The 22,302-nt window shown below is 72.2% G+C and carries 26 protein-coding genes; 8 read left to right on the forward strand and 18 right to left on the reverse strand.

All coding sequences use genetic code 11. The features are described 5' to 3' along the window. The first annotated feature begins 2 nt into the window (after positions 1–2). Positions 3–875 (forward strand): DUF4097 family beta strand repeat-containing protein, encoded by an 873-nt coding sequence (locus IEY98_RS18420; protein WP_189211635.1) that lies wholly within the window; start codon positions 3–5, stop codon positions 873–875. Here IEY98_RS18420 and IEY98_RS18425 read toward each other — a convergent pair. Both IEY98_RS18425 and IEY98_RS18430 read right to left on the reverse strand, forming a co-directional pair. Beyond that, on the reverse strand, positions 872–2,089 hold the full coding sequence (locus tag IEY98_RS18425; protein WP_229787009.1) for a winged helix-turn-helix domain-containing protein: 1,218 nt from the start codon (positions 2,087–2,089) through the stop codon (positions 872–874). The genes IEY98_RS18420 and IEY98_RS18425 overlap by 4 nt on opposite strands. Beyond that, a complete protein-coding gene (locus tag IEY98_RS18430) occupies positions 2,086–3,024 on the reverse strand; it encodes an EamA family transporter (RefSeq protein ID WP_189211636.1) in 939 nt (312 codons plus the stop codon). The genes IEY98_RS18425 and IEY98_RS18430 overlap by 4 nt, the downstream gene beginning before the upstream one ends. A 105-nt stretch (positions 3,025–3,129) precedes the next feature. Between IEY98_RS18430 and IEY98_RS18435 the strand changes: the two genes are divergently transcribed. Beyond that, positions 3,130–3,687: a GNAT family N-acetyltransferase gene (locus tag IEY98_RS18435; RefSeq protein WP_189211637.1), complete on the forward strand. Its 558-nt coding sequence runs from the start codon at positions 3,130–3,132 to the stop codon at positions 3,685–3,687. A 116-nt stretch (positions 3,688–3,803) separates the two neighbouring features. Next, positions 3,804–4,313, forward strand: coding sequence for a YqaA family protein (locus tag IEY98_RS18440; RefSeq protein ID WP_189211638.1), 510 nt, complete (start codon positions 3,804–3,806; stop codon positions 4,311–4,313). A gap of 43 nt (positions 4,314–4,356) precedes the next feature. On the opposite strand, the gene IEY98_RS18445 is transcribed toward IEY98_RS18440, so the two are convergent. The 5 genes from IEY98_RS18445 to IEY98_RS18465 form a co-directional block, all read right to left on the reverse strand. Beyond that, positions 4,357–5,226, reverse strand: a complete 870-nt coding sequence (locus IEY98_RS18445) for a helix-turn-helix domain-containing protein (RefSeq protein WP_189211639.1) — start codon at positions 5,224–5,226, stop codon at positions 4,357–4,359. A 68-nt stretch (positions 5,227–5,294) separates the two neighbouring features. After that, a complete protein-coding gene (locus IEY98_RS18450) occupies positions 5,295–5,534 on the reverse strand; it encodes a DUF2277 domain-containing protein (RefSeq protein ID WP_189211640.1) in 240 nt (79 codons plus the stop codon). Between the two features lie 17 nt (positions 5,535–5,551). After that, complete coding sequence (locus IEY98_RS18455; RefSeq protein WP_189211641.1) at positions 5,552–6,028, reverse strand: GyrI-like domain-containing protein; 477 nt, start codon at positions 6,026–6,028, stop codon at positions 5,552–5,554. 10 nt (positions 6,029–6,038) lie between these two features. Then, on the reverse strand, positions 6,039–6,917 hold the full coding sequence (locus IEY98_RS18460) for an RNA polymerase subunit sigma-70 (protein WP_189211642.1): 879 nt from the start codon (positions 6,915–6,917) through the stop codon (positions 6,039–6,041). 47 nt (positions 6,918–6,964) lie between these two features. Continuing rightward, positions 6,965–7,342 carry a hypothetical protein gene (locus tag IEY98_RS18465; RefSeq protein WP_189211643.1) on the reverse strand — a complete coding sequence of 126 codons (378 nt, stop codon included), beginning with the start codon at positions 7,340–7,342 and terminating at the stop codon, positions 6,965–6,967. 256 nt (positions 7,343–7,598) lie between these two features. Here IEY98_RS18465 and IEY98_RS18470 point away from each other — a divergent pair, with 256 nt between their 5' ends. After that, complete coding sequence (locus IEY98_RS18470) at positions 7,599–7,985, forward strand: RidA family protein (protein ID WP_189211644.1); 387 nt, start codon at positions 7,599–7,601, stop codon at positions 7,983–7,985. Between the two features lie 10 nt (positions 7,986–7,995). Here the strand turns inward: IEY98_RS18470 and IEY98_RS18475 are convergent, their stop codons facing one another. The 8 genes from IEY98_RS18475 to IEY98_RS18510 form a co-directional block, all read right to left on the reverse strand. After that, positions 7,996–8,433: a hypothetical protein gene (locus tag IEY98_RS18475; RefSeq protein ID WP_189211645.1), complete on the reverse strand. Its 438-nt coding sequence runs from the start codon at positions 8,431–8,433 to the stop codon at positions 7,996–7,998. After that, positions 8,434–9,180 (reverse strand): 4-hydroxy-tetrahydrodipicolinate reductase, encoded by a 747-nt coding sequence (gene dapB, locus IEY98_RS18480; RefSeq protein WP_268244589.1) that lies wholly within the window; start codon positions 9,178–9,180, stop codon positions 8,434–8,436. Beyond that, positions 9,177–10,529, reverse strand: coding sequence for a M16 family metallopeptidase (locus tag IEY98_RS18485; protein WP_229787010.1), 1,353 nt, complete (start codon positions 10,527–10,529; stop codon positions 9,177–9,179). The genes dapB and IEY98_RS18485 overlap by 4 nt, the downstream gene beginning before the upstream one ends. Before the next feature lie 77 nt (positions 10,530–10,606). Next, complete coding sequence (locus IEY98_RS18490) at positions 10,607–12,853, reverse strand: polyribonucleotide nucleotidyltransferase (RefSeq protein WP_189211647.1); 2,247 nt, start codon at positions 12,851–12,853, stop codon at positions 10,607–10,609. A gap of 204 nt (positions 12,854–13,057) precedes the next feature. After that, the gene (gene rpsO / locus IEY98_RS18495; RefSeq protein WP_189211648.1) at positions 13,058–13,327 is read right to left on the reverse strand and encodes a 30S ribosomal protein S15; all 270 of its coding nucleotides are present in this window, start codon (positions 13,325–13,327) and stop codon (positions 13,058–13,060) included. An 85-nt stretch (positions 13,328–13,412) separates the two neighbouring features. Further along, positions 13,413–13,895: a 2'-5' RNA ligase family protein gene (locus IEY98_RS18500; RefSeq protein ID WP_189211649.1), complete on the reverse strand. Its 483-nt coding sequence runs from the start codon at positions 13,893–13,895 to the stop codon at positions 13,413–13,415. Beyond that, on the reverse strand, positions 13,892–14,365 hold the full coding sequence (locus tag IEY98_RS18505) for an XRE family transcriptional regulator (protein WP_189211650.1): 474 nt from the start codon (positions 14,363–14,365) through the stop codon (positions 13,892–13,894). Before IEY98_RS18505 ends, IEY98_RS18500 begins: the two co-directional genes overlap by 4 nt. A gap of 71 nt (positions 14,366–14,436) precedes the next feature. Beyond that, positions 14,437–15,366, reverse strand: a complete 930-nt coding sequence (locus IEY98_RS18510) for a bifunctional riboflavin kinase/FAD synthetase (RefSeq protein WP_189211651.1) — start codon at positions 15,364–15,366, stop codon at positions 14,437–14,439. Between the two features lie 106 nt (positions 15,367–15,472). On the opposite strand from IEY98_RS18510, the gene IEY98_RS18515 reads away from it, so the two are divergent. From IEY98_RS18515 to IEY98_RS18525, 3 genes are all read left to right on the forward strand, one after another. Next, a complete protein-coding gene (locus IEY98_RS18515; protein ID WP_229787011.1) occupies positions 15,473–16,051 on the forward strand; it encodes an RNA polymerase sigma factor in 579 nt (192 codons plus the stop codon). Next, positions 16,048–17,085 carry a CU044_5270 family protein gene (locus IEY98_RS18520; RefSeq protein WP_189211652.1) on the forward strand — a complete coding sequence of 346 codons (1,038 nt, stop codon included), beginning with the start codon at positions 16,048–16,050 and terminating at the stop codon, positions 17,083–17,085. The genes IEY98_RS18515 and IEY98_RS18520 overlap by 4 nt, the downstream gene beginning before the upstream one ends. Positions 17,086–17,183: 98 nt before the next feature. Further along, a complete protein-coding gene (locus IEY98_RS18525; RefSeq protein ID WP_189211653.1) occupies positions 17,184–17,864 on the forward strand; it encodes a hypothetical protein in 681 nt (226 codons plus the stop codon). 12 nt (positions 17,865–17,876) lie between these two features. Here IEY98_RS18525 and truB read toward each other — a convergent pair whose 3' ends face one another. From truB to IEY98_RS18540, 3 genes are all read right to left on the reverse strand, one after another. Next, positions 17,877–18,773: a tRNA pseudouridine(55) synthase TruB gene (gene truB, locus IEY98_RS18530; protein ID WP_189211896.1), complete on the reverse strand. Its 897-nt coding sequence runs from the start codon at positions 18,771–18,773 to the stop codon at positions 17,877–17,879. An 11-nt stretch (positions 18,774–18,784) separates the two neighbouring features. Continuing rightward, a complete protein-coding gene (locus tag IEY98_RS18535; RefSeq protein ID WP_189211883.1) occupies positions 18,785–20,047 on the reverse strand; it encodes an MFS transporter in 1,263 nt (420 codons plus the stop codon). Positions 20,048–20,189: 142 nt separating this feature from the next. After that, entirely contained in the window at positions 20,190–21,470 is a 1,281-nt protein-coding gene (locus tag IEY98_RS18540; protein WP_229787012.1) for an MATE family efflux transporter, read from the reverse strand. Positions 21,471–21,531: 61 nt separating this feature from the next. Here IEY98_RS18540 and IEY98_RS18545 point away from each other — a divergent pair, with 61 nt between their 5' ends. Further along, the gene (locus tag IEY98_RS18545) at positions 21,532–22,038 is read left to right on the forward strand and encodes a CGNR zinc finger domain-containing protein (protein WP_189211655.1); all 507 of its coding nucleotides are present in this window, start codon (positions 21,532–21,534) and stop codon (positions 22,036–22,038) included. The last annotated feature ends 264 nt before the right edge of the window (positions 22,039–22,302 follow it).

The following is a 22,302-nucleotide window of genomic DNA, read 5'->3' on the forward strand; positions in this document are numbered from 1 at the left end:
CGATGACGACGAGTGACACCATCCGGCGTCTCTCCTACGACGCCGACGGGCCGGTCGACATCACCGTCGGCATCGGCTCCGGCGCGGTGGAGGTCCACCTGCGCGACGAGCCGGGCGTGGACGTCGAGATCCGGCCCGCGGCCTCGGACAACCCGTGGGCCGAGGGCCTCACCGCGCTGATGTCCTGGGTGGGCAGCGCCATGGGCGACGACCGCGCCCTCGACCTGTCCGGCGAGGCCGTCGCCCAGGCCCGGGTCGACTTCGGCGGCCGGGCGCTGTCGGTGCGCTCGGCCAAGAGCGGGCACCTGCGGGCCGTGCCGGTCGCGGTCGTGGTCCGCGCGCCCGCCGGGTCGTCGGTGAACTGCCGCACGGGCGACGGCGCCGTCACCGTGTCCGGCCGCGCGGACCGGGTCGAGGTCGGCACCACGGGTGGGGAGATCAGCGTCGACGAGGCCACCGGGGCGGTCCGCCTGACGTCCGGGACCGGCCCGATCCGGCTCGGCCCCGCTCCCGGGGGCGGTCACCTGCGCTCGGGCAGCGGGACGATCGAGGTGGCCGCGCTCGGCGGCTCGTCCACCGTGGCCACCAGCAGCGGCGAGATCCGGCTCGGCCGGGTCACCGCCGACCTGCTCGTGCGGACCGGCACCGGCGACATCGCCATCAAGGAGGCGGTCTCCGGCACGGTCGAGCTGACCAGCGGCTCGGGCAGCTTCCGGGTCGGTGTGGCCGGTCCTGCGGAGTTCGACCTGGTCTCGACCTCGTCCGTGGCGCGCAGCGAGGTCCCGGTGACCCAGAAGCGCGTCGACGGGGTGCCGCTGCGGGTGAGCGGCCGCACCGGCTCCGGGACGATCCTCGTGCACAAGGCTGCGGTCTAGAGGCAGGCGGCGAGCGGGGCGACCAGGTCGCCGCGCTCGCCGACGGCCACCGCGTCCAGTTCCAGCCAATCGGCCATCTCGCGCAGTTCCCCGGCCAGCTCGGCGGCCACCCGCGCGGTGTCCACACCGGACTCGGCGAAGGCGCCGTTGACGCGCAGGGTCCCGGTGGCCCGGTCGGCCTTGAGGTCGACGCGGGCGACCAGGGCGCCGTCGAGCAGGAACGGGAAGACGTAGTAGCCGTACTGGCGCTTGGGCTCGGGGACGTAGATCTCGATGCGGTAGTGGAAGCCGAACAGCCGCTCGGTGCGGTCGCGTTCCCACACCAGCGGGTCGAACGGGCACAGCAGCGCCCGCCCTCGGACGGCGCGCGGGGTGCGGGCGTCGACGTGGCGGTAGGCGGTGTGGCGCCAGCCGGGGATCGTCGTGGGGACCAGCTCGCCCGCGTCGACCAGCTCCAGCAGCGCCGTGCGGGCCATGTCCGGGGGCAGGCGGTAGTAGTCGCGCAGGTCGAACTCGGTGCCGACGCCGTGGGCGACGGCGGCGGCGCGCATGAGCCGCCGGGCGCACTCGTCGTCGGGGACCTCGCGGGTGAGGACCTCGGCGGGCAGGACGCGCTCGGGGAGGTCGTAGAGGCGCTGGAAGCCGCGCCGGGTGCCGGTGGTGAGCGCGCCGACGGCGAAGAGGTACTCGCAGGTGTGCTTGACGTCCGACCGGTTCCACCAGCCGCCGCGCGGGCGGGGCGCGCCGCCGCCCAGCTCGGTCTCCAGCGCGCCTGCGCCGATCGGGCCGAGCTCCTTGACCGCGGTGAGGACGTCGTCGACGAGGCCGGTGATGTTGGCGTTGTCGCGGCGCAGGAAGTCGGCGTAGCGGGTCTCGTAGTAGCGCATGCGCCAGCGCAGCAGCGGCCAGTCCTCGACCGGGATCAGGCTGGCGACGTGCGCCCAGTACTCGACCAGCATGCGCGGCTTGCGGGCCGTCGGGTTCCAGGCGGCGTCGTCGACCAGCGCCGGGTCGTAGCCGCCGATGCGGGAGAAGACGGGCATGTAGTGCGCCCGGACGGCCACGTTGACCGAGTCCAGCTGCAGCAGCTGGACCCGGGAGAGCACCTTGGCCAGGTGCCTGCGCGTGGGCGCGCCCGCCGGGCGCGCCTCGGCGAAGCCCTGCGCGGCCAGCGCTGTCCGGCGCGCGGCGGCGGTGGTCATGGTCTCGGTCATCGGCGCACCTCGCTCATCTCCGGCATCGTGCCATCGGGGGCCGACACTTTCCGCCGTTCGGCGCGGACGACCAGGATGACGGCCACCAGCACGATCGCGCCGCCGATGAGCTGCCACGGCCCGAACACCTCGTCGGCGACGAGGTAGCCGAGGATCACGGCGATGAGCGGGTTCACGTAGGCGTAGGTCGCCACGGTCGAGACCGGCAGCCTGCCCAGCGCGAAGATGAACGAGCTGAAGGCGAACGCCCCGAACACCACGAGGTAGCCCCACGCCCACCACGCCGTCGCGGTGGTGGCGCCGAAGTCGAGACTCTCCCCCGTGACCCAGCCGCCCAGGAGCAGGGCGGCGCCGCCGACCAGCATCTCGGTCGCGGCCAGGGCGAACGGGTTGGCCGGGGTGGGCAGCCGGGTGCTCAGCACCGTGCCAACGGACCAGCCCAGCGCGGCGAGCAGGACCAGCCAGGGCCCGAACCACGCCGACCCGTGCGTGCCCGCCACCGGGCCGCCCAGCAGCAGCACCGCCAGCCCGGCCAGGCCGATGGCCACGCCGACGAGCGTCACCGCGGGCGGGCGCTCCCCCAGCATCCGGCGCAGGACGACGACGTAGAGCGGGATGGAGGCGACCAGGAGCGCGGCCAGGCCGGAGGCGACGTGCTGCTCGGCGACCACGACGAGCCCGTTGCCCCACGCGGGCAGCAGCAGCCCGACGAGGGCGGCCGTGCCGAACTGCGGCCACGTCATCCGCAAGGCCTTGACCCCGGCGACGAGCACCACGACGACGCCGAGCAGCAGGCCCGCGGCGACGAACCGCAGCCCGGCCGACAGCAGCGGCGGCATGGACTCCAGGGTGAGCCGGATCCCCAGATAGGTTGATCCCCAGACGACGTAGACGACGCCGAGCGCCGCCCATCCCAACCAGTTCCGCGTACCCATACCCGAAGCCTTGCATGAACCGCCGACGGTTGTTCACCGGTTATTCCGGCGGCCTGCGTCAACTTCCCGCCAAGGCGTCGGGACCGGTCCGATAGGTTCGCGGTCATGGCCGAAGCCGCCGTGCGCCCCGCCCTGCCGACGGATGTCGCCGAGATCGCCCGCATCCAGGTCTCGACCTGGCAGACGGGCTACGCCGACCTCCTCCCGCCCGACGTGCTCGCGGGCCTGGACGCCGAGGCCGCCGCCACCCAGTGGCTGCGGACGATCGAGCAGGGCCCGGCCAGCGTGCTCGTGGCGACCGAGGGCCGGTGGGTGGTCGGGTTCTGCAGCGCCGGGGCGTCGCCGGAGTCGGAGTCGGCCGCCGCCGACGGCACCCCCGCCCCGGACGCGGAGACGGTCGGCTTGATCGCGACCCTGCTGGTCGAGCCCCGCTGGGGCCGCCGAGGACACGGGACGCGCCTGCTCGCCGCGGCCGGTGACGCGCTGCGCGCGGCGGGCATGACCAGGGCGATCGCCTGGACGCCCGAGCAGAACACCGCGGGCAGGCGCTTCTACCGGCGCGCGGGCTGGACCCCGGACGGCGTGCTCCGGACCCTGGACGCGGGCGGACGCCCGCTGCGTGAAATCCGGTTCACCGGTCCGGTGGCTCTCCCGCTGGAGTGAGTAACGTTCGGCCGTCCAGTGGTGACTAGACGGAGTACCGGTCCGGTTCCGCTCCCCGGGTGGGGGACGGTCAGGTAACGTCTGGGTCACGGGGTAGCTGTCAGGGGGTCCGACACGTGTGGACGTGGCTGTGCGTCGCGCTCGCCGTCGCGGTCGGGTCCGCGCTGATCCCGTTCCTGAACCTCGAGCTGTTCGTGGTCGGCCTGGCGATGCAGCGCCCGGACATCCCGTGGGCGCTGATGGCGGCGGTGGTCGCGGTCGGCCACGTGACGGGCAAGCTGTTCTACTACTACGCCGCGCGCGGCTCGATCCACCTGCCGAGGTTCATGCACCGCCGGGAGAAGGTGATGACCGACCGGCGGCTCCGATGGCAGCTGAGGACGAAACGCATCCGCGGATGGGTGTCCTGGCTGCGCGAGAAGTGCGAGGCCCACCCGCACTGGATGTTCGGCACGTACAGCGTGAGCGCGGTGGCCGGACTGCCCCCGTTCATGGCGATGACCGTGCTGGCGGGGTTGGTGCGGATGAAGGTGACGGCGTTCCTCAGCGCGGGGATAGCCGGGCGGTTCGTCCGGTTCAGCCTCCTGGCCGCCTCACCGGCGATGTTCCACGGGTGGTTCCACTAGGAAGGCAGCCCAGGCGGACGGGGGGAAGTGCCCGGCGTTTGCCTCAGTCACCGTTGCCCGCCTCCAACTTGTCGTAGTAGTCGGCGTATTCGCTGAGGATGAAGCGCGAGTCGCGGGCGCTCAGCGCCTGCTCACCGAGCTTCCCCAGCACGAGCCGGTAGCTGGCGATGTCACCGGGCTGCTCCAGAAACAGGCAGCGGTTCTGGGTTTCCACGTAAACCACCGGGTCGTGGTCGGCGAACTGCATATAGGTGAACGGTCCGCCCATTCCCGCGTGTGGGCCGAGGGATTCGGGGATGACCCGCACGGCACAACCATCCTGCGAGGACGTGAGGAGGAGCTGCAACAGCTGTTCGTGCATCGCCGCTGGCCCACCGATGGGGAGCCGGAGCGCGTGTTCGTGGAGGTAGAAGACGAACGTCGGGGAATCCGGGCCGCGCACCAGCGATTGGCGCGCCAGCCTGCCCGCCACCCGGGGCTCGATCCCGTCCTCGGGAACCAGCCCGGTGCCCCGGATCATCGACCGCGCGTACTCCTCGGTCTGCAGGAGGCCCGGCACGCGGTTGATCTCCAGGCAGTAGATCAGGGTGGCGGTGGTCTCGTGCATGATGAGGGTGCGCAGCTGATCGGAAACCCGGTTGCTGGCTGGCTGCACCCAGGGGCCAGGCCGGTCGTCCTCGCACAGCCTGACGATGCGCTCGACCGTCTCCGGCTTGGCGCGGAGGTAGCCGAGCAGGATCGCGGCCTCGGTTCCCGTGCAGCGGTTCAGTCCGCGCTCGACGCGCGAGAGCTTGCTGTTCGACCAGCCCAGCATGGCGGCCAGCTTCATACCGCTGACGCCTGCGGCCTCCCGGGCAGTGCGCAGCTCATCACCGAGTTCCCGCCTGCGGGCGGACGTCTGAATGGCGGTCATGCGGGCACGCTAGCGGCCCTGACCTGCGCCAACCTCCCGATCCGGAGCTATTGCACCGGATCGGATCACTAGCTGGCTTCTTTTGTCCCGGGGGCAACGCGGGAGCCCTTGACGACCAGGCCCTCCAGCAGTTCCTCCGTGGCGGCCGCGATGGCGGCGACGGCGCGCTCGAAGACCTCCGCGTTGTGGGCTGCCGGGCGGTGGAAGCCGGAGATCTTGCGGACGTACTGCCGCGCTGCGGCCTCGACGTCCGCCACGCCGGGGTCTTCGGTGTATGGGGGCCTGAGCGTCTTGATACTGCGGCACATGCCCCCATACTGCCCCCTCACTCCCTGATCAGGTACGCAATCTCCGTCTCCCAGCGTGCCGGGTCGGGCTCGACCTGCGGGTCCGTGCGATACGACTCGTACCGGCACGCCCACCGGCCCTCGGTGACGTCCCAGCGGACGGCCTCGCGGGCCGCCCACGACTCCAGCACGCCGAACGACTCCGCGATCCGGTCCGGGTGGCCGCGGTGGACCAGCACGGCGTACCGGCCCGCGGGCAGCACACCGGCCCGCACCCGGTCCGACGCGGGCACGTCACCCGCGACCGGCCAGCCGACCTCCACCTCGATCGGCGTGGTCGCGTCCCCCGCGTAGTACCGGTACAGCGGCGGGCCTGCTGGCGCGATGCCGTGCCCCGTCAGCCACTCCAGCACCTCCGGCACCAGGGCGTTCACCCTGCCCCACTCCGCCAGCGTCGCCTTCTCCGTGATCCCGGCGTACGACACCGCCGGGCGGTCCTCGATCCTCGGTTCCATGGCTCTCCCTTCACCCACCACTACGAGTGGGCGCGGGAGAACTCATCGGCAGCCCGAACACCGCGAACAACTCCGGCATCAGCCAGGTCGTGGTGGCGGTCACCAGCCCGTCCGCCGCCTCGATGCCGACCACGGCGAACGGCCGCCCGGCGGCGTCGTACTGGCCGAACCCGCCCCGCACCGGCACCAGCGTGTGCCCGACGCACGCGTCGGCGTGGAAGAACGCCGTCCCGATGGCGTCGCGGCCGCGCAGCCACCAGGTGAACGGCGGCATCGACATCGTGGCGTCCTCGTGCAGTAGCGCGACGAGACCTTCCACGTCGTGGTTGAGGAACGCCGCGCAGTACGCCTCCAACAGCGCCGGATCGGGGTCCGACGACGGCGGCACGGCGGGCAGCGCGGCCCGGGCGCGCTGCAAGGCGCTGTTCACCGCGGCCACGCTCGTCGACAGCAGCCCGGCGACCTCCTCCGCCCGCCACGCCAGCACGTCCCGCAGGATCAGCACCGCGCGCTGCTTGGGCGGCAGCACCTGCAGGGCGGCGACGAACGCCAGCCGCACCGACTCCCGCTCCTCCACCGCCATCGCCGGGTCGACCGGCGCGGGCAGCACCCACGCCGTCTCCGGCAGGGGCGCGCCGATGTCGGGTCCCGTCGCGGGCGCGCCGACGAGCGGGCCGCGGCGGCGGGTCGCCGAACGCAACGCGTCCAGGCACACGTTGGTGGCGATGGTGAACAGCCACGCCCGCAGCGGTCGGGACGGGTCATAGCGGTCGCGGGAGCGCCAGGCGCGCAGGAAGGTCTCCTGCACGGCGTCCTCGGCGTCGAACGGGGAGCCGAGCATCCGGTAGCAGTAGGCGCTCAGCGCGCTCCGGTGCTGGTCGAGGTCCACGCGGGCGACGGTACCGGCGCCGGGGTGACCGGCGCCGGCGGCGCGTATCAGCCCGAGACGGTCAGGCTGTAACCCGCGATGCCGAGCTGGCAGTGGTACGAGGTGAACACGCCCGCGGCGACGCCGTTGGCGCCGGTCTGGTCGCAGGTCTCGACGGTGTTGAAGGCCGAGCCGAAGGTGTTGAGGTACACGCCGCTGACCGTCCCCGGCGCGGCGGTGACGAGGACGCTGTAGCCAGCGATCCCGAGCTGGCAGGTGTAGGACGAGAACACCCCGCCCGCCACGCCGCGGTCGCCGGTGTCCTCGCAGTGGCTCAGCGGCCCGACGTACAGGTAAGCGGTGTCATCGGCGTTGGCGGTGCCCGCGGACATCGCGAACGCGGCTGCGCCAGCGGCGAGCACGGCGGCGGCCTTGCGGATCAACATGCTGCCTCCCAGTCGAATGAGCGCCATGTGACGGCGCCACGGGGTGGAGGCTAACCAACAGTTGATTGTCCACAATGGATCGCTGGGCGACCGTGATAGCCAGTGGTGAGCCAGCATCGATCAAGCCGAACCGCCAGCCCGCCGTTATGCCGGATTCGCCGCGTTCATGATCACTGCGAGTTGATCATGTGATGTGGATCATGCGCCGCGCCCCGCGCCGGCATGCTGGTCACCACACGCCACCCCGAGGAGAGCCATGCGCGCCATCCGGCACAGCCCGACCGACGGCATCTACCCCGCCACCCCGGACTACGTCCACGCGATGGAGGTCCGCGGGGCCGAGCGCCTGCTGTTCATCGCGGGCACCATGGGCCTGGACCCGCAGGGCACGCCGGGGACGACGCTGGCGGCGCAGTTGGACCTGGTCTGGGCGAACATCCGCAGGATCCTGGCGGCGGCGGACATGACGGTGGCCAACGTCGTCCGCGTCACCAGCTACCTCCGCGACGCGTCCTACGCCGAGGCCAACGCCGCCGCCCGCACGGAGGCCCTGGAAGGCCGAGTGGTGCCGACAACGGCCATCGTCGCCCAGACCCTGTCCGAGGGCTGGCTGGTCGAGATCGAGGTGATCGCCGCGGGATGACGGCGCGCGGTCAGCCCGCCAGGTCGATGGCCCTGCGCATGGCCTGGCGGCCGCGGCCGCGGTCGCCTGCGATGTCGTAGGCGACTGCCAGGCGGTACCAGGCGCGCCAGTCGTCGGGGGTGGCCTCGACCTCGGCGCGGCGTTCGTCGAACCACGCGTCCGCGGCGGCGCGGTCTACTCGGCCGGAGGGGAGGCGGGGCAGGGTGGAGGTGTCGGGTAGGCCGTCTTCGGCCGCCAACCGGCGGCCGAGTTCCTGGGTGCGGATGCCGAAGCGCAGCGTCGACCACAGGACCCACGCGCCGACCAGCGGCAGCAGCAGGACGCCGACGCCGAAGACGACCGCCACCGGCCTGCCGTCGCGGAACAGTTCGAGCGCGCGGCCGCCGAGCAGCACGAAGTAGACCACGACCACCGCGGCCAGGACCCACGACACCGTGCGCGCGGACACCTACAGCTCCAGCACGTTCTCCAGGCCCACGACCAGGCCCGACAGGTCCAGCACCGCCCGCACGCCGTGCAGCACGCCGGGCATGAACGACGTGCGGTCCAGCGAGTCGTGGCGCAGGGTCAGCGTCTCCCCCGAGCCGCCGAACAGCACCTCCTGGTGGGCGACCAGGCCGCTCAGGCGCACCGAGTGCACCCGGACGTCATCGACCGACGCGCCGCGCGCACCATCCACTTCGGACGTCGTCGCGTCCGGGACCGGGCCGAGGCCCGCGGCGGCGCGCGCCTCGGAGACCAGCCGCGCGGTGTGCGCCGCCGTGCCCGAGGGCGCGTCCGCCTTGCGGTTGTGGTGCAGCTCGATGATCTCGACGGTGTCGTAGTAGCGCGCCGCGATCTGGGCGAACTTCATCGACAGCACCGCGCCGAGCGCGAAGTTGGGGGCGATCAGCACGCCCAGCCCCGGCTTGTCCGCCAGCCACCCGCGCAGCGTGGCGACCTTGTCGTCGCCGAAGCCCGAGGTGCCGACGACAGCGCGGATGCCGTGCTCGACGCAGAAGCGCAGGTTGTCCATCACCGCGTCCGGGTGGGTGAAGTCGACCACGACCTCGGCGCCCACCTCGGTGAGGTCGGACAGCTCGTCGCCAGCGTCGACCTTGGCCACGACCTCCATGTCCGGCGCGGCCTCGACCGCCCGGCACACCTCCGCGCCCATGCGGCCCCGGGCGCCCAGCACCCCCACCCGAATCGTCACCTGGTCACCTCATGCAGTTCGAGCGGCACGTCGTCGGTGTGAGCGTAGGGCCCGACCACGGCGGCGGCGAGGGGACGGGTCAGGATCTCGCGGGCGAGCCGCGCCACATCCTCCGGCGTCACCGCCGCGATGCGGTTCAGGGTCTCCTCGACGGAGAGGTAGTCGCCGTAGGCCAGCTCGCCCTTGCCGATGCGCGACATCCGCGAGCCGGTGTCCTCCATGCCCAGCACGAGCCCGCCGCGCAGCTGGCCCTTGCCGCGGGCCACCTCGGCGTCGGTCAGGCCCTCGCGGGCGACCTGGCCGAGCACCTCGCGCACGACCCCGGCGACCTCGCCGAGCCGGTCGGGCTGGCATCCGGTGTAGACGGACAGGTGGCCGGTGTCGGCGTACGACGCCACCGACGAGTACACCTGGTAGGCCAGCCCGCGCCGCTCCCGCACCTCCTGGAACAGCCGGGAGCTCATCCCGCCGCCCAGCGCCGCGTTGAGCACGCCCAGGGTGAACCGGCGCTCGTCGTGCCGGTCGAGCGCGCGCACGCCCAGCATGAGGTGCGCCTGCTCGGTGTCGTCGGTGTGCAGCACCAGCCGGGGCTGGTTGCCGACCCGCGCCCGGCCCGCGCGCGGCGCGACCGGGGTCTTGTCGCCCGCCAACCGGTCGCGCAAACCCTTGCGCACCAGCGAGAGCACCTGCCGGTGCTCGATGTTGCCCGCGACCGCCAGCACCATGCGCGGCATGGTGTAGCGGCGGCGGTAGAAGCCGTTGAGCGCGCCGCGGGTCATCGCGGTGATCGACTGCTCGGTGCCCAGGACCGGCCTGCCCAGCGGGTGGTCGGCCAGCAGCGCGCCGCAGAACGCGTCGTGCAGCAGGTCCTCGGGGTCGTCGTCGCGCATGGCGATCTCTTCCAGCACGACGCCGCGCTCGGTCTCCACATCGGACTCCGCGCACAGCGCGTCGAAGACCACGTCGGAGACCAGGTCCATCGCCAGCGGCAGGTCCTCGTCGAGGACGTGCGCGTAGTAGCAGGTGTGCTCCTTGGCGGTGAACGCGTTCAGCTCGCCGCCGACGGCGTCGATCTCCTCGGCGATCTGCGCCGCGGAGCGCTTGGCCGTGCCCTTGAACAGCAGGTGCTCCAGGTAGTGCGCCGCGCCCGCGACCGACAGCGGCTCGTCCCGCGAGCCGACGGCAACCCAGATGCCGATGGCCGCCGAGCGCACGCCGGGCATGCGCTCGGTGATCACCCGCATGCCGCCGGGCAGCAGGGTCCGCTTGACCTCGGAGCCCTCCGCGGTCCGGTCGAGCAGGACGGTGCTGCCGACGCGCTGCTTGTGGCCTGGCGTCGAGATCCCCACCGGACCTCGGGCGCCGGTGCTGCGTGGAGAACGGCCGCGGACACCGCCGGTGTCCGCGGCCGTCGACGTGCGCGATGTCACGACTGGGTGGTCGCCTCTGCTGAGTCGTCGGTGGTGGACCCGGCGGCCTCGGCGGACTCGGCGTTCTCCTCGTCCTTGACCAGCACCAGGCTGATCTTGCCGCGCTGGTCGATGTCGGCGATCTCCACGCGGAGCTTGTCGCCGACCTTGACCACGTCCTCGACCTTGTTGATCCGCTTGCCCCCGCCGAGCTTGGAGATGTGGATCAGGCCGTCCTTGCCGGGCAGCAGCGAGACGAACGCGCCGAACGCTGCCGTCTTCACCACGGTGCCGAGGAACCGCTCGCCGACCTTGGGCAGCTGCGGGTTCGCGATGGCGTTGATCAGGCCGATGGCCGCCTCGGCCGAGGGGCCGTCCGCCGCGCCGACGTAGATCGTGCCGTCGTCCTCGATGGAGATGTCGGCGCCGGTCTGCTCGGTGATCGAGTTGATCATCTTGCCCTTGGGGCCGATCACCTCGCCGATCTTGTCGACCGGGATCTTCACCGAGGTCACGCGCGGGGCGTAGGCGCTCATCTCGTCCGGGCGGTCGATGGCCTCGGCCATGACCTCCAGCAGCGTCAGCCGGGCGTCGCGGGCCTGGCCGAGCGCGCCTGCCAGCACCGCGGACGGGATACCGTCGAGCTTGGTGTCCAGCTGCAGCGCGGTGACGAACTCCTTGGTGCCCGCGACCTTGAAGTCCATGTCGCCGAAGGCATCCTCGGCGCCGAGGATGTCGGTCAGCGCGACGTACTCGGTCTTGCCGTCGACCTCGTCGGAGACCAGGCCCATGGCGATGCCCGAGACCATGGCCTTCAGCGGGACGCCGGCGTTGAGCAGCGACATCGTGGACGCGCAGACCGAGCCCATCGAGGTCGAGCCGTTGGAGCCCAGCGCCTCGGAGACCTGGCGGATGGCGTAGGGGAACTCGTCGCGCTTGGGCAGCACGGGGATGAGCGCCCGCTCGGCCAGCGCGCCGTGGCCGATCTCGCGCCGCTTGGGCGAGCCGACCCGGCCGGTCTCACCGGTGGAGTACGGCGGGAAGTTGTAGTGGTGCAGGTACCGCTTCGTCGTCTCCGGGGAGAGCGAGTCGATGGTCTGCTCCATGCGCAGCATGTTCAGCGTGGTGACGCCCATGATCTGGGTCTCGCCGCGCTCGAACAGCGCCGAGCCGTGCGCCCGGGGCACCACGGCCACCTCGGCGCCGAGCTGGCGGATGTCGGTCAGGCCGCGGCCGTCGATGCGGACCTTCTCGCGCAGGATGCGCTGGCGCACCAGCTTCTTGTTCAGCGCCCGGAACGCGGCGCCGATTTCCTTCTCCCGGCCGGAGAACGCGTCGTTCGTGGCCAGCTTCTCCAGGCACAGCGCCTTGACCTCGTCGAGGCGGCTCTCCCGCTCCTGCTTGCCCGCGATGGTCAGCGCCTGGGCCAGCTCGTCGCTGACGGCGGCGGCGACGGCCTCGAAGGCGTCGGGCTGGTAGGCGGGGAACACCGGGAACTCGGCGGTCTCCTTGGCGGCCAGGGAGGCCAGCTCGGCCTGGGCCTCGCACAGCACCTTGATGAACGGCTTGGCGGCCTCCAGACCGGCGGCCACGACCTCCTCGGTGGGCGCCTGCGCGCCCGCGCCGATCAGGTCGATCACGTTGTCGGTGGCCTCGGCCTCGACCATCATGATCGCCACGTCGTCGCCGACCACGCGCCCGGCGACGACCATGTCGAACACGGCCTTCTCGAGCTGCTCGTGGGTCGGGAACGCCACCCACTGGCCCTCGATCAGCGCGACGCGCACGCCGCCGACCGGGCCGGAGAACGGCAGGCCCGCGAGCTGGGTGGAGGCGGAGGCGGCGTTGATGGCCACCACGTCGTAGAGGTCCTGCGGGTGCAGGCTCATCACGGTGACGACGACCTGGATCTCGTTGCGCAGACCGTCGACGAAGGACGGGCGCAGCGGCCGGTCGATCAGGCGGCAGGCCAGGATCGCGTCGGTGGAGGGACGGCCCTCGCGGCGGAAGAACGCGCCGGGGATGCGGCCCGCGGCGTACATGCGCTCCTCGACGTCCACCGTCAGCGGGAAGAAGTCGAACTGCTCCTTCGGGTGCTTCGACGCGGTGGTCGCCGAGAGGAGCATGGTCTCCTCGTCGAGGTAGGCGACGACGCTGCCCGCGGCCTGGCGGGCCAGCCTGCCGGTCTCGAAGCGGACGGTGCGGGTGCCGTAGGCGCCGTTGTCGATGGTCGCCGTGGTCTCGTGCACGGTGGGTTCGGTCATGATTCTCCTCATCCTGTGGGCGCGCGGGGGCACATGCAGGTGCGCGGTTCGGACGAGGCCGGTCATCGATCGAAGCCACCGGGTTTCCCCACCCGGAAGCCACTACCGAGGACCGGCGAACCTGTCCTGAAGTGCGCGAGCCCGTTTTCTCGTTGTCGTTGTGGACGGGGGGAGCGACCGTGTCGGTCGCTCCCCCCTGATGGCCTAGCGGCGCAGGCCGAGCCGCTGGATCAGCGACCGGTAGCGCTCGATGTCCACCTTGGTCAGGTAGTTCAGCAGCCGCCGACGGCGGCCCACCAGCAGCAGCAGACCGCGCCGCGAGTGGTGGTCGTGCTTGTGCGTGCGCAGGTGCTCGGTGAGGTCGCGGATACGCTTCGTCAGCAGCGCGACCTGCGCCTCGGGGGATCCGGTGTCCGAGTCGTGCACGCCGTACTCGGTCAGGATCGACTTCTTCTCAGCGGTGGACAGCGCCACTCGTGTGCTCCTTGATCAGGTGTGCCGTGCGATTGGTACGTCGGTACCGGCCGCCACGGACCGCAGCCGGACCCAAAACGCAAGGTTAGCAGGTGGGGGCGGACCGGAGCCGCACGCCACCCACCCGGGTGTAGCGCCCCTGCTCACTGGAGTACAACACCACTTCGGGGGCGATCCATTCCGGGCCGCGGTAGTCGGCCAGGTCGGGCGCCCATTCTCCGGGGCGCGGCTGCCTGCCGATGGTGACATGCGGGACGTACGGGCGCGACTCCTTTTTCGCCGTCGCCGCCTCGGCGATGGCGTCGAGGTCGGCGTCCACGCCCATCCAGGTCACGCCGGGGAAGCCGCCGACGCCGCTCAGCCGCACGCGGGGCGCCGGGTGGTCATGAACACGCTCCGTGAGCCAGGTCAGGCGGGCGTCGGGGTCGTCGGGGCCGTAGTAGGCGAGGGTGATGTGCCAGTGGTGGCGGGGCTCGGGCCGGACCGCGGCGGGGAACGGCGGCAGGGCGGCCGCGAGGTGGTCGGCGACGGGGTCGGGCAGCGGGAACGCGGCGAAGTACCTCGTCACACGCGGTGCCTTCCGGCCCGGCGGAGCAGGTCGGCCAGCTCGGGGAAGCGCGGGTCCAGCAGGTCGGCGGCCTGGGTGAGGTCGTCGGCGGCGATGAGCCTGCGCAGGGCCATGATCGCGCTGCGGCCGACGTCGACCGGGAGGCTGTCGCGGGTCACGGCGGGCTTGGAGACGCGCACGTCCTCCAGGGCCTTCTGCAGGTGCTCCTTGGCGCCGGAGGCGACCTCCGGGGTGAGGATCTTGCGCTCCAGCATGATCAGCCTGGCCAGCACTGCCGGGTTGCCGATCTTGGCCCGGCGGCCGCTCATCACCTGGCTCAGCATCGGCGCGCTGATCCCCAGCACGTCGGCCAGGTTCGCCTGCGAGGTGTCGAAGGCCACCACCAGCCTGCGCACCCGATCGCCCAACGGCTCCCCATACCATTCGCGCTGCAGCGCGATGTTGCGCTGGACGATCTTGTGGTCCTCCACTTGATGGCCTCTCTCCCTACGACCCGGCCGTATCTTGCCAGGTCTTGGTCACCTTCCGTAGGGATTCGCCGCTATTCGGCGTCGAGGAGTTCGCGGGTGCGGGCCACGTCGCGGTGCATCTGCTCGACGAGCGCCTCGGTGGAGTCGAACTTCTCCATGGCGCGCAGGCGCTCGTGGAAGTCCAGGGCGACGCGCTGGCCGTAGAAGTCCTCGTCGACGTCGAGGACGAAGGCCTCCACGCGGCGCTCGCGGCCGGAGAAGGTGGGGTTGGTGCCCACCGAGACCGCAGCGGTCATCGGGGCGCGGTTGGGCAGGTGGAACTTGCAGGCGTAGACGCCGTCGGCGGGGATGGCGGTGTAGCGGGGGGTGGAGAGGTTGGCGGTCGGGAAGCCGAGCTGGTGGCCGCGCCGGTCCCCGCGCACGACGATGCCCTCGATCCGGTGCGGCCGCCCCAGCGCCGCCTCGGCGGCCCGCACGTCCCCGGCGTCGATGCAGGCGCGGATGTAGGTGGAGGAGAAGGTGATCTCCCCGCCCACCAGGCTCGCCCCCTCGGTGGCGAACCCGAACCGCTTGCCGTACTTGGTGAGCAGCTCGACGTTGCCCAGCGCGCGGTGGCCGAAGGTGAAGTTCTCGCCCACCACCACGGCGGCCACGTGCAGCCGCTCGACGAGGAACTCGTGCACGAACTCGTCAGCGGGCACTTTGGACAGCTCGGGGGTGAACGGCAGGACGCAGAACACGTCCACGCCCAACTGCTCGACCAACTCGGCCTTGCGCGCGAGCGTGGTCAACTGCGCAGGGTGACTACCCGGCCGCACGACCTCGGCCGGGTGCGGGTCGAACGTCACGACCACACTCGGCACGTTCTTCTCGGCGGCAAGCTTCACCGCCCTGCTGATCAGCGCCTGGTGCCCCCGGTGCACCCCGTCGAACACCCCGATGGTGGCGACACAGCGCCCCCACCCGCCGGGCAGGTCGTCAAGCCCACGCCATCGCTGCACGGGGTCGAGCCTAGTCCGCCCGCACGACCTCGGCGGGCAGGCGGCCTGCGAACGCTCACGGGCGCTTCCGGCAATACAGGGTGTGACGGGCACGAGGATGGTGGGCATGGCAGCCGATGACGTCCGGCCGGACCTCCTGGCCGAGGACGCGGCGACCGTGTTCGGCGATCTGTTCGACCGCTATGCGCGGTCGGTCCACCGCTATCTCGCCCGGCGGGTGGGCGAGGGGGCCGCGGACGACCTGCTGGCGGAGACCTTCGTGACCGCGTGGGCGGCGCGGCGCCGATACGACCCGGGGCGCGCCGCGGTGCGGGTCTGGCTGTTCGGGATCGCGACCAACCTGTGCCGCAAGCACCGGCGCGACGAGCTGCGCAATCTCGATCTCAGCGCACGGCTGAGCCGCCGTGAGGTGGGGACGGCGCTGCCGGAGAGCGAGGCCATCGACCGCGTCGACGCCGCGGCGCGGGTCGGCAGACTCGCGTCAGCCCTCATCGCCCTGCCCGCCGCGGACCGCGACGTGCTGCTGCTGACGGCGTGGGCCGGGTTGACCCCGGCGGAGGCGGGCGCCGCGCTCGGCATCCCGGCGGGCACGGCGCGCTCCCGGTTGCACCGCGCGCGGTCCGCCCTGAGGACAGCCGAGGCCCGGCTCGCGACAGCACCGACTCAGGACGGGGAGACCACATGAGCGACGGCGGACGACACTGGACCGAGCAGGAGCTTGACGACGCCCTCGACCGGCTCAACGCCGACGTGCGCGTCTCCGACGAGCGCTTGGGCGAGGCGAAGGACCGGATGCTCGCCGAGATCGACGGGGGCGGCCGCAGGCGCCCGCGGGTAGTGGGAGTGGCCGCGTCGATGCTGGTGGTCGTCGGGTTGGTCGTCGCCCTGCTGGTGGCCCAGACCGAGAACCCGCTGGGCCCGGCGTCGGCTGAGGCGGTGGCGACGTTGGAGTTGGCCGCGATCGAGGCCGAGGACACACCGGTGGGGCCGGGGCGGTTCCGCTACGTCGCCACGCACGCCTGGCATCTCAGGGAGATCGGGCGGACGGCGTATCTGGCCGAGACGGTGACCGAGGTCTGGGCGCCTGCGGAGTATGAGCGGGAATGGGAGATGCGCCGATCGGAGACCGGTCGACGGGTCTGGGTCCTGGGCTCGGAGGCCGAGGCGCTGGCCGCGGGCCTGACCGTCAACCCTCCGGGCCCGGCCGGGCTCCCGGTCAAGGCGAGGTGCGGCGACTTCGCGGCCGTGCTGACCGGCCAACCGCCGTGCACGACCCCTGGCCAGTGGCAGGCGCCCACCCGCGAGTTCATCGCCGGGCTGCCCCGAGAGCCCGGGCCGCTGCTCGACCGCCTTCGCGCGGACGCCCCCGACCACGGTCGCGGCGATTCCCAGCTGCTGATCTACGCCGCGGACGCCCTGCGGGGCGGGCTGCTCCCCGCGGACGTGCGGACCCCCCTGTTCCGCGCCCTCGCGATGCTCCAGGGCCTCCAGATCACCGACAACGCCGCCAACCTGGACGGACGGCGCGGAACCGCCGTCGGCATCGATGACGGCCGGGTCCGCCAGGAGATCATCATCGACCCGGTCACCGGCGTCTTCGTCGGCGAACGCCAGGTCCTGACCACCGAATCCGAGTCAGGGGTCCCGGCGGGGACGGTGACCGGTTTCACCGCAGTGGAGATAGCGGTCGTAGACGAGACGGGTGTCCGGCCGAACTAAATCGACCGTCACCGACGGACAACTTCGTTAGCCGCCACCTCAGCATTCGCAGCCTTCGCCTGAGACCAAGCGGAGGCACGAGAAGAGACCTCCTGGCGGTGTCGATGTTCGAGACACGACGAAAGGATGATGTATGCAGGGCGGTCAGCGTTAGCCATATTGGGGATGGCACTGGGGATGAAAACTGGCTGACCGCTCATCCTGACGCATACGCATCGAAGGGCAGCATGGTGACATTCGCACGCCGGGCATTCGCATGCCTTGCCGCAGTGGTGGTGGCGCTCACGCTCGCGACCTACGGCCACGCTCAGGCGGTGACGGCCCAAGGGACCGAGGTAATGCCTTACTGTTCGACGTTGATGGGCGACTCGCCCGACGGTGAGTCGTCGCGGGTCGTTGTGGAGCACTGCTCCAAGGTGTCGCGGGCCGACGCCGTGGCCGGGATGCGCGCCAAGGCACACACTCTCGGCTACGACACCCGGCAGAGCCAGGCGCTGATCATTCTGTACGAGCACGCCTATTACGGCGGCGCGTCCAACGTGGTGCACGGCGACGACGGGGTTTGCGACAAATCAGGGTACCGGCTCGATTTCAACGACTACTGGACCGAGAACCTGTCGTCGGTGCAGGGCATCGCGACCTGCGACCGCCTCTACCTGCTCCGCGGGGACGACTGGAGGATCAACAAGAGATTCCCCCTCGACGCGCCATTGCTCGGAAGCTTTGACAACAACATCAACTTCCGGGCACAGGTGTACTCCAGCTACCACGACGGCTGACCATCCTGCGGATCAGACCGCCAGGGCGACCAGGGCCTTGGCGGTCTTCCCCTCGTCCACCCCCAGCGCCAGCGCCTTGCCCGTGGGGTCGAACATGCCGTACGTGCCGGTGATGCCTGCCGCGGGGAGGCGTTTGCCGTGGGAGAGGGCCGCCGACTCGACGCGGTCGAGGTCGCGGCGGGGGAAGGCGGTGGCTACGGCGGCGTCGAGGTCCAGGGAGAGGCCGGGGGCGTCCTGGAGGGCCTCCAGCGTGCGGGCGACGCGCAGGTCGAAGGGGCCGACGCGGGTGCGGCGGAGTTCGGCGAGGTGACCGCCGGTGCCCAGGGCGATGCCGAGGTCGCGGGCCAGGGCGCGGACGTAGGTGCCCGATGAGCACTCGACCATGACGTCGAGGTCGATGGCCTTGTCGTCGCGGCGGGTGCCGAGGATGTCGAAGCGGTACACCGTGACCGGGCGGGCGGGGATGACGACGTCCTCGCCCGCTCGGACGCGGGCGTAGGCGCGCTTGCCGTCGATCTTGACGGCGCTGACGGAGCTGGGGACCTGCTCGATCGGGCCGGTCAGGGCGGCGACACCGGCGGCGATGGCCGCATCGGTGACCGCGGCCAGCACGGCGGGGTCGGGCTCGGAGAGGTGCTCGCCCTCGGCGTCGTCGGTCGTCGTGGCCGTGCCCAGGCGGATGGTGGCCAGGTAGACCTTGCGGTCGAGGGCCAGGTGGCCGAGGAGCTTGGTGGCGCGCTCGATCCCCAGGACGAGGACGCCGGTGGCCATCGGGTCCAGGGTTCCGGCGTGGCCGACCTTGCGGGTGCCGAGGATGCGGCGGACCCGGGCGACGACGTCGTGGGAGGTCATGCCGGGCGCCTTGTCGACGACGACAAGCCCCGGCGGCACAACAGGGCGAGAGGACACGACGGTGAATATTACGCCGCGCGGGTGATGTCCCAGGCACGGCGGCGGATCTGCACCGGCACGGTCTCCCCCGCCTCCACCTTGGCCAGCACGACGGCCCGGGCGCGCAGCCACCACACCGTCGTGCGCCATGCGCCCGCGACGAGCATGGCGAGCACGGCGGCGAAGGCGAGGCGGAAGTCGTCGGCGCCCGCCGCGGCGGCGTCCCCGCCGATGAGCACGCCGACGGCCAGCGAGGCGACCGTCGTCGCGCCGAAGCCGCCGACGTTGGCGATGCCGCTGGCCGTGCCGACCCTCCGCAGCGGGTTGTAGTCGCGGACCAGGGCGAACGCTATGCCCGACATCGGCCCGCCCGCGGCGAGCACGGCGATGGCGGTCACGGTGACCGGCGTGGGCAGCGAGCCGGACCACGCGACGATGACGGTCCAGATGACCGTCGCCATCCCGAGGTAGCCGAGCACGATGGGCATCCGCGCGGCCGGGTGGCGGCCGATGAGCTCGCCGACCGCGGGGCCGCAGACCATGGCGACGATGACCATCAGGCTCAGCACGACGCCCGCCTGCGGCTCGGTGAGGCCCTGCACCTGGACCAGGTACGGCAGGCCCCACAGCAGCCCGAGGACGTTCGGGGCGAAGCAGGTGGACATGTGCACCCAGAACCCGAGCCGGGTGCCGGGCACCCGCCAGGCCTGGCGGACCTGGTCGAGGGTCTGGCGCACGCCGACGGCGTCGCTGCGCTGCGGCTCCTCGCCGTGCGGCGCGTCGCGGACCCGCCACACGACGATCCCGGCGTAGGCGGCGGTGAGCAGGCCGACGACGGCGAACGCCGTGGTCCAGCCCGCGTCGGCGAGCAGGAGCGTCAGGGGGACGGTGGCGGCGAAGTTGCCGACGGACCCGAGCGCGGCCGTCGCGGCCGTCAGGGTCGGATAGCGCCGGGGCGAGTAGTGGGCGGCGACCAGCCGCAGGACGCTCACGAAGGCGAGCGCGTCGCCCAGGCCGAGCACGCCTCGGGCGAGGAGCGCGGGGACGTAGCTCTCGGCGTAGGCGAAGAGGAGCTGGCCCGATCCCATGAGGAGCGCGGCGCAGCTGAGCGTCACCCTCGGGCCGAACCGGTCGACGAGGAGCCCGGTGGGGATCTGCATCGCGGCGTAGACGCCGATCTGCAGCACGGTGAACCCGGCGAGCGCGGCCGCGCCGATGCCGAACCGCTGCGCGGCCTCCAGCCCGGCCACCCCGAGGGTCGTGCGGTGGAAGACGGCGAGCAGGTACACCATCACCGCCGTACCCCACACCGCCAGCGCACGACGCTGGGCGGGACTCACAGGGACCACTCCACTCCGCGACGGGGACTCACCTATTACAGCGGCCGAGCGCCGAGATAGTTAGCCATGCTCAGGGTGCGGTTGCTCACAGCGGTCACACACTGGCCCCGGTGACCGCCCAGGTCGAGGTGCGGGCGCGGATCAGGAGGGCGGCCAGGCGCAGGACCATGAACGCGGACAGGCCCGTCCAGATCCCGACGAGGCCCCAGCCGAGGACGTGGGAGATCCAGATCAGGGGGAGGAAGCCGACGATGGCGGACAGGAGCGTCGTGGTGCGCAGGTAGCGCGTGTCGCCCGCGCCGAGGAAGACGCCGTCCAGGGCGAAGACGACGCCCGCGACCGGTTGCAGCGCCACGAAGAACCACCAGGCGTTCGGGATCTCGGCGAGCACGGCGGGATCGGCGGTGAACACGCGCGGCAGCACCCCCGCGACGGCGGCGAACGCGACGCCCGAGACCACCCCGCACAGCAGGCCGTAGCCGGTCAGGCCCCGCGCCAGGACCCGGGCGCGCCGGGCGTCGCCCGCGCCGAGGGCCGCGCCGACCAGCGACTGGGCGGCGATGGCGAGCGAGTCCAGCACCATCGCCAGGAACGTCCACAGTTGCAGGACGACCTGGTGCGCCCCCGCCGCGGGGATCGAGTGGCGGGCGGCGACGGTGATCGCGGAGACGAAGCAGGCCTGGAAGGCCAGGCTGCGCAGGACGAGGTCGCGGCCGAGGACGATCTGCCCGCGCATGATGTCCCACCGGGGACGCAGCGGGGCCGTGCGGATCGCGCGCAGGAACAGGGCCGCGGCCACCGCCTGGCCGGCGACGTTGGCGTACGCCGAGCCGTTGAGGCCCCATCCGGCGCCGTGCACCAGGATCGGACAGAGCGCCGCGGAGACGCCGTTGCCCGCGAGCACGTACCGCAGGGGCGATCGGGTGTCCTGGACGCCGCGCATCCAGCCGTTGCCCGCCAGCGTGACCATGATCAGCGGGGCGCCGCAGATGGCGATGCGGACCCACGACGCGGCCGCGTCGGCCAGGTCGCCGGGGCCCGCCATGGCGCGGACGATGGGACCGGCAGTCAACTGTCCGATAAGGACGATCAGGAGGCCGAGCTTGAGCGCGAGCCAGGTGGCCTGGACGCCCTCGACGACGGCGTCCTCGCGGCGGCCCGCGCCGTACAGGCGGGCCGCGCGGGCGGTGGTGCCGTAGGACAGGAACGTGAACTGGGTCGACAGCTGCGCCAGGATGATCGCGCCGATGCCGAGCGCGCCGAGTTCGAGGCCGCCGAGCCTGCCGACGACGGCGGTGTCGACGAGCAGGTACAGCGGCTCGGCGGCCAGCACCGGCAGCGCGGGCACGGCCAGCGCGAGCACCTGACGCCGCACGGCGACCCCCGTAAGATACGAAAGACAACTTTGCCCCTTACCGTACGCGTAAGGACCGGGAATGGACAACGCCGATTACCTCGACGTCGCGCTCCGGCTCGCCAACGCCGACCTGACCGACCTCCCGGCCCTGCGCGCCGCCCTCCACGACGAGCCGTGGTGGGCCGACCGCACGACCGAGGCCGACCTGCTCGCGCTGCGCTCCGTCGCCGACGGCCTCCGCCACGCCCTGGACGCCGCCACCGACCGCGACGCCGACGCCGTGCTCGCGCGCGTCAACGCCCTGCTGAGCGCGCATCCGCCCCGCCCTCGGCTGTCCGGGCACACCGGCACCTGGCACGTCCACGTCGCCGACGTCGACGCCCCACCGGCCACCGAGGTCGCCGCCGCGGCGGCGTGGGGCCTGGCCCAGGCCATCGTCCGCCACGGCGTGGACCGCTGGGGCCGGTGTCCGTGCGGCAACCACTTCCTCGACGCCTCCACCAACCGCGCCAAGCGCTTCTGCTCCACCCGCTGCGCCAACCGCGCCAACGTCGCCGCCTTCCGCGCCCGCCGCACCCGCGCGTGAGAGCCGACGGGACGGCTTGAAGGGGCTAGGGCGCCGAGGTGGGCGGTGCCGGACAGGCGGGACCGCTGTGCGTGAGGCACCCCGACCTCGGAAGCAGGCGGAACCGGGGCACGCCGAGGTGCAGGGTCGGCGGTGCCGGACAGGCCGAACCGCTGTGTGTCTGAAGCACCGCGGCTGAGGCGGGCAGAACCGCCGCCCGCCGACGTGCACTCAGCGCGCCGCCCGGACCGACTCGCGGGGGCCGGAGGGATGGTCGTGCGCGAG

Source organism: Actinokineospora fastidiosa (genome assembly GCF_014648415.1).
Taxonomy (GTDB): Bacteria; Actinomycetota; Actinomycetes; order Mycobacteriales; family Pseudonocardiaceae; genus Actinokineospora; species Actinokineospora fastidiosa.

What these genes read in the sequence shown, in the direction of transcription:
- IEY98_RS18435 (WP_189211637.1), top strand. Translation starts at nt 3,130, where the DNA reads ATGGCCGAAGCCGCCGTGCGCCCCGCCCTGCCGACGGATGTCGCCGAG.
- IEY98_RS18445 (WP_189211639.1), bottom strand. Translation starts at nt 5,226, where the DNA reads ATGACCGCCATTCAGACGTCCGCCCGCAGGCGGGAACTCGGTGATGAG.
- IEY98_RS18470 (WP_189211644.1), top strand. Translation starts at nt 7,599, where the DNA reads ATGCGCGCCATCCGGCACAGCCCGACCGACGGCATCTACCCCGCCACC.
- IEY98_RS18455 (WP_189211641.1), bottom strand. Translation starts at nt 6,028, where the DNA reads ATGGAACCGAGGATCGAGGACCGCCCGGCGGTGTCGTACGCCGGGATC.
- IEY98_RS18515 (WP_229787011.1), top strand. Translation starts at nt 15,473, where the DNA reads ATGGCAGCCGATGACGTCCGGCCGGACCTCCTGGCCGAGGACGCGGCG.
- IEY98_RS18465 (WP_189211643.1), bottom strand. Translation starts at nt 7,342, where the DNA reads ATGTTGATCCGCAAGGCCGCCGCCGTGCTCGCCGCTGGCGCAGCCGCG.
- IEY98_RS18425 (WP_229787009.1), bottom strand. Translation starts at nt 2,089, where the DNA reads ATGACCGAGACCATGACCACCGCCGCCGCGCGCCGGACAGCGCTGGCC.
- IEY98_RS18535 (WP_189211883.1), bottom strand. Translation starts at nt 20,047, where the DNA reads ATGGTGTACCTGCTCGCCGTCTTCCACCGCACGACCCTCGGGGTGGCC.
- IEY98_RS18490 (WP_189211647.1), bottom strand. Translation starts at nt 12,853, where the DNA reads ATGACCGAACCCACCGTGCACGAGACCACGGCGACCATCGACAACGGC.
- IEY98_RS18420 (WP_189211635.1), top strand. Translation starts at nt 3, where the DNA reads ATGACGACGAGTGACACCATCCGGCGTCTCTCCTACGACGCCGACGGG.
- IEY98_RS18450 (WP_189211640.1), bottom strand. Translation starts at nt 5,534, where the DNA reads ATGTGCCGCAGTATCAAGACGCTCAGGCCCCCATACACCGAAGACCCC.
- IEY98_RS18430 (WP_189211636.1), bottom strand. Translation starts at nt 3,024, where the DNA reads ATGGGTACGCGGAACTGGTTGGGATGGGCGGCGCTCGGCGTCGTCTAC.
- IEY98_RS18545 (WP_189211655.1), top strand. Translation starts at nt 21,532, where the DNA reads ATGGACAACGCCGATTACCTCGACGTCGCGCTCCGGCTCGCCAACGCC.
- IEY98_RS18520 (WP_189211652.1), top strand. Translation starts at nt 16,048, where the DNA reads ATGAGCGACGGCGGACGACACTGGACCGAGCAGGAGCTTGACGACGCC.